This window comes from Paraburkholderia sp. EG286A (assembly GCF_040965375.1).
Classification (GTDB): domain Bacteria; phylum Pseudomonadota; class Gammaproteobacteria; order Burkholderiales; family Burkholderiaceae; genus Paraburkholderia.
This window is the reverse complement of record NZ_JBFRCB010000011.1, coordinates 126,381-140,193: the sequence shown is the minus strand read 5'-3', so window position 1 is coordinate 140,193 and position 13,813 is coordinate 126,381. Positions and strand designations below refer to the sequence as shown.

14 protein-coding genes are annotated in these 13,813 nt (G+C 59.0%); 6 read left to right on the top strand and 8 right to left on the bottom strand.

Translation table 11 applies throughout. The annotated features are described in order from the left end of the window. Positions 1–37: 37 nt before the first annotated feature. From AB4Y35_RS37010 to cyoE, 6 genes are all read left to right on the top strand, one after another. Positions 38–982: a LysR family transcriptional regulator gene (locus AB4Y35_RS37010; RefSeq protein WP_368708327.1), complete on the top strand. Its 945-nt coding sequence runs from the start codon at positions 38–40 to the stop codon at positions 980–982. A 108-nt stretch (positions 983–1,090) separates the two neighbouring features. Next, positions 1,091–1,996: a ubiquinol oxidase subunit II gene (cyoA, locus tag AB4Y35_RS37005; RefSeq protein ID WP_368708390.1), complete on the top strand. Its 906-nt coding sequence runs from the start codon at positions 1,091–1,093 to the stop codon at positions 1,994–1,996. Positions 1,997–2,003: 7 nt separating this feature from the next. After that, on the top strand, positions 2,004–4,001 hold the full coding sequence (cyoB, locus tag AB4Y35_RS37000) for a cytochrome o ubiquinol oxidase subunit I (protein WP_368708326.1): 1,998 nt from the start codon (positions 2,004–2,006) through the stop codon (positions 3,999–4,001). Then, positions 3,979–4,599, top strand: a complete 621-nt coding sequence (gene cyoC, locus AB4Y35_RS36995; protein WP_368708325.1) for a cytochrome o ubiquinol oxidase subunit III — start codon at positions 3,979–3,981, stop codon at positions 4,597–4,599. The genes cyoB and cyoC overlap by 23 nt, the downstream gene beginning before the upstream one ends. Positions 4,600–4,601: 2 nt before the next feature. Then, positions 4,602–4,934 (top strand): cytochrome o ubiquinol oxidase subunit IV, encoded by a 333-nt coding sequence (cyoD, locus tag AB4Y35_RS36990; protein WP_368708324.1) that lies wholly within the window; start codon positions 4,602–4,604, stop codon positions 4,932–4,934. 36 nt (positions 4,935–4,970) lie between these two features. Beyond that, positions 4,971–5,867 (top strand): heme o synthase, encoded by an 897-nt coding sequence (gene cyoE, locus AB4Y35_RS36985; RefSeq protein ID WP_368708323.1) that lies wholly within the window; start codon positions 4,971–4,973, stop codon positions 5,865–5,867. 209 nt (positions 5,868–6,076) lie between these two features. Here cyoE and AB4Y35_RS36980 read toward each other — a convergent pair whose 3' ends face one another. From AB4Y35_RS36980 to AB4Y35_RS36945, 8 genes are all read right to left on the bottom strand, one after another. Further along, complete coding sequence (locus AB4Y35_RS36980) at positions 6,077–6,718, bottom strand: DUF6436 domain-containing protein (protein WP_368708322.1); 642 nt, start codon at positions 6,716–6,718, stop codon at positions 6,077–6,079. A gap of 77 nt (positions 6,719–6,795) precedes the next feature. Next, positions 6,796–7,098, bottom strand: coding sequence for a hypothetical protein (locus AB4Y35_RS36975; RefSeq protein WP_368708321.1), 303 nt, complete (start codon positions 7,096–7,098; stop codon positions 6,796–6,798). Between the two features lie 272 nt (positions 7,099–7,370). Continuing rightward, entirely contained in the window at positions 7,371–7,652 is a 282-nt protein-coding gene (locus AB4Y35_RS36970; RefSeq protein WP_368708320.1) for a hypothetical protein, read from the bottom strand. A gap of 396 nt (positions 7,653–8,048) precedes the next feature. Further along, the gene (locus AB4Y35_RS36965; RefSeq protein ID WP_368708319.1) at positions 8,049–9,326 is read right to left on the bottom strand and encodes an MFS transporter; all 1,278 of its coding nucleotides are present in this window, start codon (positions 9,324–9,326) and stop codon (positions 8,049–8,051) included. Between the two features lie 117 nt (positions 9,327–9,443). Continuing rightward, positions 9,444–10,061 (bottom strand): DUF302 domain-containing protein, encoded by a 618-nt coding sequence (locus AB4Y35_RS36960; RefSeq protein ID WP_368708318.1) that lies wholly within the window; start codon positions 10,059–10,061, stop codon positions 9,444–9,446. 101 nt (positions 10,062–10,162) lie between these two features. Continuing rightward, the gene (locus tag AB4Y35_RS36955) at positions 10,163–11,398 is read right to left on the bottom strand and encodes a DUF3734 domain-containing protein (protein ID WP_368708317.1); all 1,236 of its coding nucleotides are present in this window, start codon (positions 11,396–11,398) and stop codon (positions 10,163–10,165) included. A 19-nt stretch (positions 11,399–11,417) separates the two neighbouring features. Then, entirely contained in the window at positions 11,418–12,215 is a 798-nt protein-coding gene (locus tag AB4Y35_RS36950) for a 3-hydroxybutyrate dehydrogenase (RefSeq protein ID WP_368708316.1), read from the bottom strand. 218 nt (positions 12,216–12,433) lie between these two features. After that, positions 12,434–13,363: a hypothetical protein gene (locus AB4Y35_RS36945; protein ID WP_368708315.1), complete on the bottom strand. Its 930-nt coding sequence runs from the start codon at positions 13,361–13,363 to the stop codon at positions 12,434–12,436. Between the last annotated feature and the right edge of the window lie 450 nt (positions 13,364–13,813).

Sequence of the window (13,813 nt, the reverse complement as noted above, 5' to 3'; positions counted from 1 at the left end):
ATATTCGACATGGTTTCTCCATTTTTAGGAATGCTTAATGGACACCTTTCAATGCATACGCATCTTTGTAAAAGTCGCGAGCGACGGAGGCTTTGCCTCGGCGGCCAGGAGGCTGAACTTCAGTGTGGCCGCCGTCTCACGTGCCATCAACCACCTCGAAACGCATCTGGGCAGTCGGTTGTTAAACCGGACGACAAGACAGGTCGCTTTGACGGAGGCGGGAGAGCGTTACCTGCGACGATGTGAGGAGATTCTCTCGAGCCTCGATGACGCGGAAGCCGAGGCGCGATCGGCAACCGCCAATCCCACCGGACGGCTGCGTGTGCATGCGCTTTCGAGCTTCGGCCATCAACTGGTGGTGCCTGCAATACTGAAATATCAGCAGCGATTTTCCGAACTCAGAGTTGAGGTCACGATGAGCGGAACTATTCCCGACATGCTGGAGGACGGCTATGACGCGTCGATCGTTCTCGCGCCAGAACTACCAAGCTCCGGGTTAGTGAGTCTTAGGCTCGGGACTATCCGCGGCGTGGTATGCGCGTCCCCGCGGTATCTGGCAAGCCACGGCGTACCGCAAGCGCCCGAAGACTTGCGCGAACATCAGTGCCTTCAATTGACCACGTCCGTATTTCCGTTTGATAAATGGGTATTCAGTGGCGCCGGTGAGTCGTTCCCGGTGAACATCGGTTCGGCTCGCTTGACAGTCAACGCGATGGAAGCGCTGGAGCCCGCGGTAACGGGAGGACTCGGCGTCGCGATCCTGCCGGCTGGCATCGCACTGCCCGGTTTGCACTCGGGTGCATTGGTACGGCTTCTTCGAGGATATGAGGCGCAGCCCGTGAACGTCTATGCCTTGTATCCATCTCGGCGATTCCTCGACGCAAAGATACGGACGTTCATTGATCTTCTTCGCGAAGAGGTGCCGTCGACGTTGGAGGCGGACGAGCATGCGCTAGCACGCTTGACGGACGTAGGAGCGTGAGGACATGAGGCATCCGCCAGCCATGTGCCCACCGTGATGCAAGTTGCGCAGTCTTTCTTCGCCCGTTTCCCTGCTGCTTTCAGAGCGGCCATAGAGCAAGGTGCCTTTATGAGAGAAATCTGCCGGAAAGTTCTTCGTCCCGCTGCAGTAATCGCGGGGCTGTCAAGCCTCGGTGGCTGCAACTGGGTCCTGTTCAACACGAAGGGCAGTGTCGGCCTTCAGGAGCGCGACCTTATCATCCTGTGCATCGGGTTGATGCTGATCGTGGTCGTACCGGCCATCGTGCTGACCTTTGTCTTTGCGGGGCAGTACCGGGCGTCGAATCACAACGCCACGTATATGCCCGAGTGGGCGCATTCAACGCGGATCGAAGCAGTGGTGTGGGGTATCCCGATCCTGATCATCGTTACACTGGCAACCATCGTGTGGAAATCGACACACGAGCTGGATCCGTACCGGCCGCTCGACGTGCCCGGCCAGCCCATCAACGTCGAAGTCATCGCAACCGACTGGAAGTGGATCTTCATCTATCCAGACCTCGGCATTGCCACAATCAATCAACTGGTATTCCCCGCACGTCGCCAGGTGGCGTTCAGCATCACCTCGAACTCGACGATGGGGACGTTCTTTATTCCCCAGCTCGGCGGCCAGATCTACGCGATGGCGGGCATGCGAACCCAGCTGCACCTCATGGCAAACGAGGAGGGGAAGTTCCGCGGCATGTCGGGCAATTTCAACGGACCCGGCTTCTCCGACATGAAGTTCATTGCGACCGCCACCAGCGAGGATGACTTCCAGCGCTGGGTGAAGCAGGTCCAGACCTCACCTAACCGGCTCGATTTCAACACCTTCCAGAAAGTGGCAAAGCCCAGCCAGGGTGCTGCCATCGTGCAATTCTCGCGGGTCCAGCCAGGCCTTTTCAGGGCAGTGATCGACCAGTTCGTTAGTCCGGGAGCGGACGCCGCGGCACATGCAGCCCTCGACGTCAGCGCTTCGTCGAAACGAGAGGAGTAACACATTCATGTTCGGCAAATTGACATGGGCGGCCGTGCCGTTGCACGAGCCCATCATCGCGGTCACCCTTGCGGGCATCGTGGTCGGGGGAGTGGCGGTTCTGGCCGCGATCACCTGGTTCAAAAAATGGGCGGCGCTCTGGAACGACTGGATTACCTCAGTCGACCACAAGCGCATTGGCGTCATGTACATCTTCGTGGCAATCGTGATGCTGGTCCGTGGCTTTGCCGACGCCATCATGATGCGAACGCAGCTTGCGCTTGCCGGGCCCGGGCACTCGGGCTACCTGCCGCCGCATCACTATGACCAGATCTTCACGGCGCACGGCGTGATCATGATCTTCTTCGCGGCGACGCCGTTTGTCGTGGGCCTGATGAACATCGTCGTGCCGCTTCAGATCGGGGCTCGCGACATGGCGTACCCCTACCTGAACGCCTTCAGCTTCTGGCTGTTCGTCGTCGGTGTCGTGCTCGTCATGCTGTCGCTCGGCGTCGGCGAATTCGCGCAGACGGGCTGGGTCGCCTATCCGCCATTGTCGGGAATAGAGTTCAGCCCGGGAGTGGGGGTGGACTACTACATATGGTCGCTACAGGCATCGGGTCTGGGAACGCTGCTGACGGGCGTGAACCTCTTCGTGACCATTCTCCGGATGCGCGCGCCGGGCATGACGCTGATGAAGATGCCGATCTTTACGTGGACTGTGTTCGTCACCTGCGTGATCATCATCGCCGCCTTCCCGATCCTGACCGTTGCGCTGGCCGCGCTCGCGCTTGATCGCTACCTGGGCTTCCATTTTTATACGAATGAACTCGGCGGCAATCCGACCATGTACGTGAACCTCGTATGGGCGTGGGGGCACCCAGAGGTGTACATCCTCGTTCTCCCGTCATTCGGAATATTTTCCGAGGTTACCTCGACGTTCGCCCGCAAGAAGCTGTTCGGCTACAAGTCGATGGTGGGCGCGACTCTGGCAATCGGTATCCTGTCGTTCCTCGTCTGGCTGCACCACTTCTTCACTATGGGTTCGGGCGCGAACGTCAACAGCTTCTTCGGCATTATGACGATGATCATCGCGATTCCGACCGGCGTGAAGATCTTCACGTGGTTGTTCACGATATACCGCGGGCGCGTCGAGTTCACGACGCCCATGCTCTGGACGCTGGCGTTCCTCGTGACGTTCACGATCGGCGGCATGACCGGCGTTTTGCTCGCCATTCCGGGGGCCGACTTCCTGCTTCACAACAGCCTGTTTCTCGTTGCCCACTTCCACAATACGGTCATCGCCGGCGGGTTGTTCGGCTATTTTGCCGGCCTGAACTACTGGTTCGCAAAGGCCTTCGGCTTCAAGCTTAACGAGCGTCTCGGCAAGTATTCGTTCTGGTGCTGGGTCATTGGCTTCTATCTCGCGTTCATGCCGCTTTACATGCTCGGCTTCATGGGCATGACCCGGCGCCTGAATCACTACGACAACCCCGCCTGGACGCCGTATCTCCAGGTCGCGTGGATGGGCGCGGTCTTCATCCTTGCGGGAATTGGCCTCCTGATCGCGCAGATTGTCGTCAGTATCCGCGACCGCAAGCAGAACCTCGACGTCAGCGGCGATCCGTGGAATGCGCGCACGCTGGAGTGGTCGACGTCGTCGCCGCCGCCGTTCTACAACTTTGCCGTGGTGCCGCGCGCGGATACCGTCGATGCACTCTATGAGGCGAAGAAGCGTGGACTGCTGCCGCGCACCAGGAAATACGAGCCGATTCATATGCCGCGCAGCACCGGTGTGCCGTTCATCCTGAACGTATTCATCCTGCTGCTGTGCTTCGCGCTGATCTGGCACATCTGGTGGCTGGTGGGCACCAGCTTCGTTGCCACTATCGCGGCGGTGATCCTCCGCTCTTATAACGACGATACCGATTACTACGTTCCGGCCGACGAAATCGAACGGATCGAGAAAGCACGCCTCGCCCTCCAGACACGAGATCTGAACCATGTCTACGCAATCGCTGATTGAAACAAGCGCTTCCGAGGATGCGCACGCGCAGGATGGCCACGACACGGGCTCGCGCAAGGTGCTGGGCCTGTGGATCTACCTGATGTCGGACTGCATCCTGTTCGGTTCGCTGTTCGCGTCGTACGCCGTATTGAGCGGCGCATTTGCAGGTGGTCCCGGCCCGAAGGACATCTTCGAGCTGCCGTACGTGCTCGCGGAGACGTTCGTGCTGCTGCTTTCCAGCATCACCTGCGGCTACGCGATGCTTGCCGTGCACCGGCACAATCAGGGCACCGTGCTCCGGTGGCTGAGCCTGACCTTCATTCTGGGCGCTGTCTTTATCGGCATGGAAATACACGAGTTCCATCATCTGGTCTCGCTTGGCTTCGGACCGCAGCGCAGCGGGTTCCTGTCTGGCTTCTTCGCGCTCGTCGGCACGCACGGTCTGCATGTCGCGTCCGGCCTGCTCTGGATGGCGGTGGTCCTGCACCAGGTGGCGACCAAAGGACTGACGTCCACCAATGTGACACGCCTGTCGTGCCTGAGCCTTTTCTGGCACTTCCTGGATCTGGTCTGGATCTGCGTGTTCACGATTGTCTATCTGATCGGAGCATTCTGACCATGGCAAACGCTGCGACCAGCCGCGCCGGGCAAGCCCACGGCAGCGCGAAGTCCTACAACACGGGCTTCATCCTCTCGATCGTCCTGACGGTCATCCCGTTCGCGCTGGTCATGCATCCGGTGCTGCCGCGCGCGACGACGCTGCTCGTGGCGGTGATATTCGCGGTCCTGCAACTCGTGGCGCACCTCGTGTACTTCCTGCACATGAGCCGTTCCTCGGAGGGCGGGTGGAACCTGATCAGCTTCGTGTTCACGCTTGTGATCCTCTTCATCGTCGTGGCGCTCTCGGTCTGGATCATCTGGAGCATGCACTTCAACATGATGATCCACTGATCCACCGCGCACATCCGACGAAGAACACCCCGGACCATGTATCGACCTTACCTGCAACTGACGAAGCCCGGGATAGTGACCGGCAATCTTATCGCTGTCACGGGCGGTTATCTGCTGGGTTCGCATGGCAGCGTCGACTGGTTCCGGGGCGGCCTCGTTGCCGTCGGTGTCATGCTGGTCGTCGCGTCCGGGTGTGTGATCAACAATGTGATCGACCGGGATATCGACGGCCTGATGGCGCGAACACGCAATCGTCCCATGGTGACCGGCTGTGTATCGGTGCCGTTCGCGTTGCTGTATGGTGTCGTGCTCTGCCTCGCAGGCATGGGCGTGCTCTACGCAGGCACGCGGTGCGGCCTGCCCCTCGCGCTGATACTCGTCGGCTATGCCGTGTATGTCGGGCTGTATAGCCTTTACATGAAGCGCAATTCGATTTACGGGACGCTGGTCGGCAGCATTGCCGGTGCGATGCCGCCAGTGGCCGGATACTGTGCGGCGAGCAACAAGTTCGACGCCGCCGCCGTCACATTGCTAGTGATGTTCAGTCTCTGGCAGATGCCTCATTCGTATGCGATCGCCATCTTCCGGGCCCACGATTGTCGCGCGGCCTCGATTCCCGTTTTTCCTGTTGCCCGCGGCTTTGCGGCCGCGAAGCGCCACATAGTGGCCTACATCGTCGCATTTATGGCGGCCACCCTGATGCTTGGTTTCCTTGGCTATGCCGGCAAGGTCTATATGGTCGTCGTGCTGCTGGCGGGGTTGTACTGGTTTCGGCTCGGCATCGCGGGACGCGCCTCGGCAAATGAGGCAAGATGGGCACGCAAGATATTCTCTGCGTCGATCATCATCGTGACCGTATTGAGCGTCGCGATGTCGGTGGACGGCTCCCAGCCCCAACCGCCGACCCATTTCGCGCTGCTTGCGAGGAATTAGCGCAGAAGTTTCAGGTCTTTGGCGCGGTCCTCGGCACTTTCCTCATACTGCAGCGCGAAGCGCACCACGCCCTTGGTGTTGACGGAGCACTTTGGGACGGGCGACGCTTCACGGCCTCGGACTCGCTGAAACTCCATGAACAGGAGGTACGGGCGAAGCTGGTCGCGAGCGGAGCACAGCGGGTCGTTAGGGCGACCAACGATACACCGCTATGCGTGCTGGCCGCGGGCGGTATTCCACGGGCAATAGCAGCCATCGGCGACCATCGGAGCAGGCTCGACATGTGCCCCTGCGACCAGCCTGTTGAGAATCGGCTCCACGAAACTGTTGCTCGAACTGCAGACAAGACCCGCGCTGTAGGGTCCCGCGTAGGCGAGCTTTCCATCCGCAGCCCAAATGGCAATCGCGGGACTGGCCGGTATGCGCTCCATTCCTTCAATACCCGGTAATGGCTTGAGCTTGCCTCGCAGAAAGGCCGGTAGCTGTCCGTGGGTACCGGGCTTGCGCACGCTGTAGAAGTCAATATTCTCGCCTCCGAACATCGTAATGAGGTAGTTCAGGTGGGCGTAGGTATTCTCGTTGCAGGTATTGCAGTCAGGGTCCCAGAAGTGCACGACGCGAATGCGTCCGGTATTGCCGGCAAGGTCCGGCGGCAGACGCAGATCGGAGTCCAGGAAAAGGACGGCCTGATTCGAGTAACTGGCCACGCCGCCGACGCCAAAACTAAGCCAGAGTGCAACACCGATCCCGATCAGAATGCATAACGATGCGCAGAGAAAAAAGATGATCGGGCGGCGACGCAGCAGCGGGATTGTTGATTGAGGAGTTTCCCGATCATCGTTCAGGAACATGTCTGGTTCACTCCACCTGGCGTTTGGCACAGCAACTCAGCCCCGGTGCGGCGGGTTATAGAATTGCTTCCTGGAAGTCACGCCCTCCGAGGCTTACGAACGAGGTCGATAGCCTCCCTCAACGTCGTGGCGGTTACACCATTTTTCTTCGTCAAGATGCGGGGCAGCGTGATGTAGGTGCGGCACATCTCACGATAATATTCATCATGAGCTTGCTCACTTAACCAGTTGAGCCGTTCGCTGTCCGCATTGCTGGCATGCGCCTCAAATAGGTGCTTGCGAAGCAGTTCGATCTCGTTGGCAACTTGCCGAAGGGTATCCGCCACCTCGCCCGGCATAATTTCCGCTTGTTTTCTTATCTTTTCGAGATCGACGCACATAATCAGGTTTCCAGATTATTCAATAAATGGTTGATTTCTGGCCCGGAGGCTGGATCGTTATTGGTGACGGGCTCGTATTGCGATGATGATCACACTGGTAGATGTTGCTGCGCTGGGTGCTCCAGAAAGGCGTTTTGGCGGTATCATCTTCCGCGAAATAACGCCGTGAGAGCAAGTAAAGTGCCGCCGCGAGTTACTTCTTGTTTCAGATCGGAATTCCGCGAATTTGGATCTTCCCGGACTAGATCGTCTTCTTACGCCAACCGCAATACCTATTCGGTTTCCGCACTCAAGTCGCTGCTAAGCATGGCAGCCACAATCAACGGTGCGACGATGAGCACGACCTCGAATCCCACCAATAGGTTCTGAAGCAGCGGAGACCCTATCCCTTTCGGCACCAGGATTTCCACGAAACTCAGGGGCATGCGTGTGACGAGCCGGCCGAGGAGGTTCAGCCCACAAAGCAGGGAGACACCCCACGTCGTGGCGTAGATGGCTTTAAAGAACATTAGTCTCTCGAATTGATCAAGTCGGCTGCTTTCCTGAAAATCCATAGCAAGGCTTCCACCTACGACGCAATTTAAAGGAAGCCCAACGCAGTCGCAATAACACTTTGGGTGCAAAGTTCCAACAGAGCAGCCGTACATTCAAGTGCGATTCCAGCAAGGCAACATGCCGGGTAACCGCAGACGGTGGCATCTCGAACTTTGCAACTTCCGCTAAAGCAATGTCCCAATGGGCGACGGCGGTGGGCGTGCCAGTGACCGCGCAGGTTTGGGGATCGAGGACGAGGCCTGCTGGCAGCGGCTGGCTCTGCTCCTCGCACCCCGGCTCGTCGCCGATCCAGACCATCACTCACATACCGTCTGGTCAGATCCTTTCTAGCCAGATGCCGGTAGAGCTCGACAGCACCCTGCCTGTTGGGCCTATCCCAATCCCAGGATCGAACCTCATACGGCGGCACGGCCTCGTGGTCCGGTTTCGCGCAGGAAGAACGCAAGGACGATCGCGATCGCGATACCGCCTACCAGCCACGCGCCCGCAGCGCGAAACACGGCCATGTCCATTGCGCCGCCACGCGCAATATGGGCGAGCAACCTGCCATACAGGGGCGTCAGGCAAGCACTGAACGTGAACACGAGGAAATTGATCGCGCCAGTCGCGCTGCCCTTCACATTGTCCGAATTGACTTCCTTGATCACCGTGTAGGGCAGCATTGCGGCGCCCGAGCCAATCCCGAGTAACATGCCGAGCACGTACGGCGGTGCCACGCCAGCGGGCAGGAAAAAGACGCCCGCGCACGACACAAACATAAGGAGTGCACCGCAGATCAGTACAGGCTTTCGACGGCCAAGACGGTCGGCCAGATAGCCGAGCAGCGGGCAGCCGATGACCCAGCCGAGCGGTACCGTGCTTGCACGGTTGACTGCCTCTGCGTAGCCGACATGGAGGCCATTGTGCAAGAACGGTATGCCCCAGATCATGTCCCCTATCGTGGTAGGCAAGAACAGCAAGCCCGCGCAGAAGCCGCAAAGGTACGACTGAGGGTTGGAAAGCACCTCCTTGTATGGCGTGAACATGGTCATCCACGAGCCCTGACTTGCCCTCGTGCCGTCATGATCTTTCGGTGTCGCAAGCAGGACTAGTGTGGCGATGACAAAGATCCCCAGGCCGGACATCCACCAGAACTTCTGCCACGTGATCACGCCATGAATGAGCCGACCGACGGCGAACTGCCCCGCGGCACCACCCAGCATGCCAAAACACTGAGTGAAGCCAACGGCCGTCGCGAGGTACCGCGGCGGGAAGCCGCGCGTAGCCAGGTACGTGGCACCGATAAACCCGCACGCCGAGCCGGCTCCTTGCAACAGGCGGCCGATCTGCGCGGTTTCCACGCTGCCGAGTCCGAACAGGACCGCCCCCGCGGCGACCAGGACGATGCCACCGGGAATGACTACCCTGCCACCGAGCCGGTCGAGCGCCGCGCCGACGACGATCGAAAGCAGCGAATAGCTATAGTAGTAAAGGCCGACGAGCGCGCTAACACCGACCAGGTCGCGAGCGAACGCCGCACTCAGCTCGGACATCATGACGCTCGGTGCGGAGCGCAACGCATACTGCATGAAGTAGAAGACGACGCACAAGGACCACGCAGCTACAAAACCGGTTTGCACGGCCTCCCTGCCCGGTGCCGATGCAGGCGTCCTTGCCACACGACTGGACATCATTCATCCTCCTCTAGACCACGCCGGCCCATAGCTCGACGCGCACGCCCTTGATGCAGATGGCATTGGGAATGCGCCCAATGGTCAGCACAACCTGGCAAGGGGCTCCAGCGGAGTCTTTCAGGGCTTTGCGGCCAGCGACGCCGCATGTTCGATAACGCTGGCGAGCTTGCCATCCAGCTCGCGCCCTACTGCGGCGACATCCGCGTTGCCAAACTGCCCAAACAACATGGAGGGTTGGTCGTACTCCACCCGCACCGTGCCGGGCGCAACTTCATAGACCAGCACGGAAAGCGGTGCGTAAAGGCCGGCGCGGATATCATGTTGCGTCATCCGGAAGGCAACACGGGGGTTTCCTATGTTGTAACGTATGGCATGTCTGGCGGTTCCGACCATGCCGAACAGCGCCCCGTGATTCTGCATCGAGAAGATCATCAAGCCCTGATCCCCCTCCATCTGAGCAAGGCGAGCGTCCGCCGCGGCCGGGTCTGTCTGTAGCAGCGTCTTCAAGACAGAAGGGTCGAACCGCCCCAGCAAGGCTTCCAGGTGCTGCGTGAACGATCCAAAGTCGACTTTGGCTTCCACAGTGACATGGTTAGCGGCTATTTGTCTCGCGGACGTTTGAATGAGCGTATCGGTGTGCATGGTAGCAGGTAGCGCTTCGCCAGATGCCGTTATAGAAAGTACTCCTAAGCCAATCATGACACCCACGAAAGCTATGCGCAGTGAACTGATCATTTCGTCCTCCTACGTCTCTCTGACCGATTCAGTCTTCGTCATTTGATATCTCCATCGAAGTTGAGTTGTCTCACGAGGGGCATCTGCACCGTGCGAGGGCATCAATCGTGCCGATGGATGTCGTGCGTAACAAAGCTGAGGTCGTTGGTCGGCATATCCAACCAATCCCGATTCTGCAAGGTCCTCCTGATATCGGCCAAGCCGGTTCGCCAATGTTCCCGCATCGTCGAAATACCAAACTGATAGTCCTTGTAGTGTCCTTCGTAGTCCTTATCGCGGTAGATTAAATGAATGATGTTGTAGCGCTTGTCGCATGAAACTTCCTGCGCGAGTTCGTACCAGCGATCCTTGTCGCTGCCCGCCGGCAACCTATCGAGCAACTCCCGCACCACGCGCCGAAAATGTTGAGTTCGTTGTAGCCAGTCCGTCACGAGACGGGTGCGGCTGGAGTACTGGACATCTTTGACGCGTCCCATAACTTCGCTTAGATCGCTCGGCACCGGCCCGGTCGCGCTCCACAGATCAACCTGAAAGGCGAGCGTGTCGCGACGTGGCGTCGCTTGCAAAACCTCGTATAGCGGAGTGTTCGACATAAGGCCGCCGTCCCAGTAATACTCGTTCTCGATCTGCACAGCCGCGAAGCCCGGCGGCAAAGCACCGGACGCGATGAAATGCTCGGCACGCAATGGTATGCGGGTATTGTCAAAATAGGCGAAGTTCCCTGTGCGGGCGTTCACGGCGCCCACCGAAACCCGCACCTCCGCCGCATTGATTCGGTCAAGGTCGCACAACCGCTCGAGCGTGGCCTTGAGCGGCCTCGTGTCGTAAAAGCTTGCCGTTTGCGGATTCCCGGTTGAGTGCAAAGCGGGCGGCGGAAACCTGGGTACGAAGAATCCCTTTTGGCCATTGACAATCGCACTCGCAGCCTGAAATGCCGTAAAGCTCTTGCGCACACCGTCATGCACGTTGAACAACGTGTCCTCGATCGCGGCCGGTATGGGTATTCCGAACGCAGGCTGGCAGATCGTCTCCCAGAATTCAGAGAGCCGTGCCACCCGGTGCTCGGGCGCATTGCCGGCGATAATCGCCGCGTTCAACGCACCGATTGAAATTCCGGCCAGCCAGTTCGGGCGAATTCCTGCCTCTTCAAGGCCCTGATAGACGCCTGCCTGATAGGCCCCCAGCGCGCCCCCGCCCTGTAACATCAGCGCGATCGTCTCGTACTGGGGCAACTCGATACGCGGACTGGCGCGAACGTCCGCCGCCGCTCGGGCACGCTCACCTTCCCCATTTCCGGGGGCGCCGACGCCGACCCGCCTGACGTTGCTTTGCACCATGACGCCTCTCCTTGCGGGCTTACTGCATATACCAGCCATGGCTTACGATGAACGATTGGCCGGTCAACGCTGCGCTCGGGAACGCAGACAGGAACAGCACCGTCTGCGCCACGTCGTCCACCGTCGTGAACATGCCGTCTACGGTGTTGCCGAGCATCACGCGTTTGACCACTTCTTCGTCGCTGATGCCGAGTTCTTTGGCCTGCTCGGGAATCTGCCTGTCGACGAGCGGCGTGCGCACGAACCCTGGGCAAACGACATGGGAGCGTACGTTATGTTTCGCCCCTTCCTTCGCAAGAACGCGCGCGAGGCCGAGCAACGCGTGCTTGGCGGTCACATAAGCGGATTTCAGCGGCGAAGCTTCATGCGAGTGCACGGACCCCATGTAGATCACGACACCGCCGCGGTCGTCCTTGTACATGTGCTTCAACGCGGCCTTGGTAGTCAGGAACGCACCATCGACGTGAATCGCCTGCATATTTTTCCAGTCGGAAAATGCATAGTTTTCGATCGGATTGACAATCTGGATGCCGGCGTTTGAAATCAGGATGTCGACTGAGCCCAATTCCACAGCCACCGTGTCGAATCCCTGGTTGACGGCATCTTCCTTCGTGACGTCCATCGCCACACCAATGCTTTTGCCGCCAGCCTGCTTGATTTCTTCGGCAACCGCGTTCGCCCCGCCCTGATTCAAATCGGCGATAGCAACCGCCGCACCCGCAGCCGAGAGCGTCAACGCGATCTGTTTGCCGATGCCGCTTGCGGCGCCGGTAATTAGTGCAACTTTTCCGGTGAGACTCTTGTTCAACATAGACATCAGCATCTCCAAAATTGACTGTGACGGCTCGAATGTTCCGCGCACACGCTTTGCACTCAACGCCCGTTGAGATAGTCGAATACAACTTCGCCAAAGCCCCAGCCTTAGGTCCGCCACGGGACGTACACCTTCACGACCTCGAAGGCCCGGCGCAACTCCCGGCAACGCTGCGCCAAACAGTTTCAACCATCTGCACGGGCAGCCCCACGGGATCGGACTTAGATAGCGTAATCTATACCGGTCAGCACACCCAGATGAGCCACTGTAGTGAAACGCGACTCTTGCTTCGTATCGATGTTCAGCTCGCGAACGTTGCCACCCAGATCGGTCACAAATGCGCGGCGCCCCAGTGCGTCCAGAGACACGCCAATGCCCTCCTCCAGCTCGCGGGCGAGCACCTGGTGATCAACCAGTCCGGACGCCGTGATTTTTGCGCGATTTAGTGTATTTCCGTCATGCGTGTCGTCGCCGCGGTCAGTCCAGTACAGTATGCCGTCGCGGTGATCGATATCGAGATCGATCGGCTCGGGCAGATCGGCCAGCAAACATTCGACATCCGGGCGCTGATCGGGTGTCGCACCAGGCGGCAGCGCAATGCCAGCCCTGAAGATGCGGCCCTCTCCGGCATCTGGCGGTCCCTTTTGAGTCCAATAGACATGTCCGTTTGCCTTATCCAATGCGATGCCTACACAATGGCGGGTCGCGTCGCCCGTATGCTCCGGGAAACTCCCGGTGCGGACGAGTTCCGTCACTTCCGTACCGTCCAGCCGCGCGCGCATGACCCGCATGCCTTCGCGATCGCACCAATAAAGATGACCGCCCTCCTTGTCCAGCGCCAGTTCCTTAGGCGTTCCGGCCAGACCGGAAGGCACCAGCACACGATGCTCGCTTCCATCGAGCTTCGCGCTTTCGATCGTTCCATCGTTCGGGGGAACTGCGCCGGAAGCCGGATCGCTGTCGACCAGATGGATGCCGGTTCCCATGTTCGTCCAGTAAACCACCTGGTTTTCAGCATCGACCTTGATGCCGTCGGGCGTGCGCGTAAGATTCGCGATAACGACCTCGTGTGAACCGTCCGGCAACAGAGCGATGATCGCTGGTGGACGTGCCTGCAGGACATACAGCGTACCGCCATTCTTCGTAGCCACAGTAAGTACCCTCCATCTGGTCAAAATAATTGTCGTCGTACAGCTCGGAGTCGGATCCTTAGTCCCACAGCAGGCCGCTTCTCGATGTTCAACGGACATTCGGATTCAATCGTTAAACGTTTTCAACGGGTCGTCTTCTGCCTGACGCATTGCACCGAATCCGCCATTCGCCGACCGCAGAACCCAGTGACATCTGGATGACCGCGAGGGCCGAACGACGGCTCGACTGCCTGGCCAATCAGCATATATCGTTGCGCTTGCCCGATACATTGCATGTCTAAGTAATGCGAAACACGTTCGGGTACCTGTCCTCGTTGCTCAACAAGCTCCGAGCGCCAATATGCACCTGCAATGACATGAAAATACATGTCGATGCATATACACAGTAAATGCCCGAGCATCGGAAAAAAGCCCCCGGCATAGCGGGAGGACCATACAGGTGACATGGAG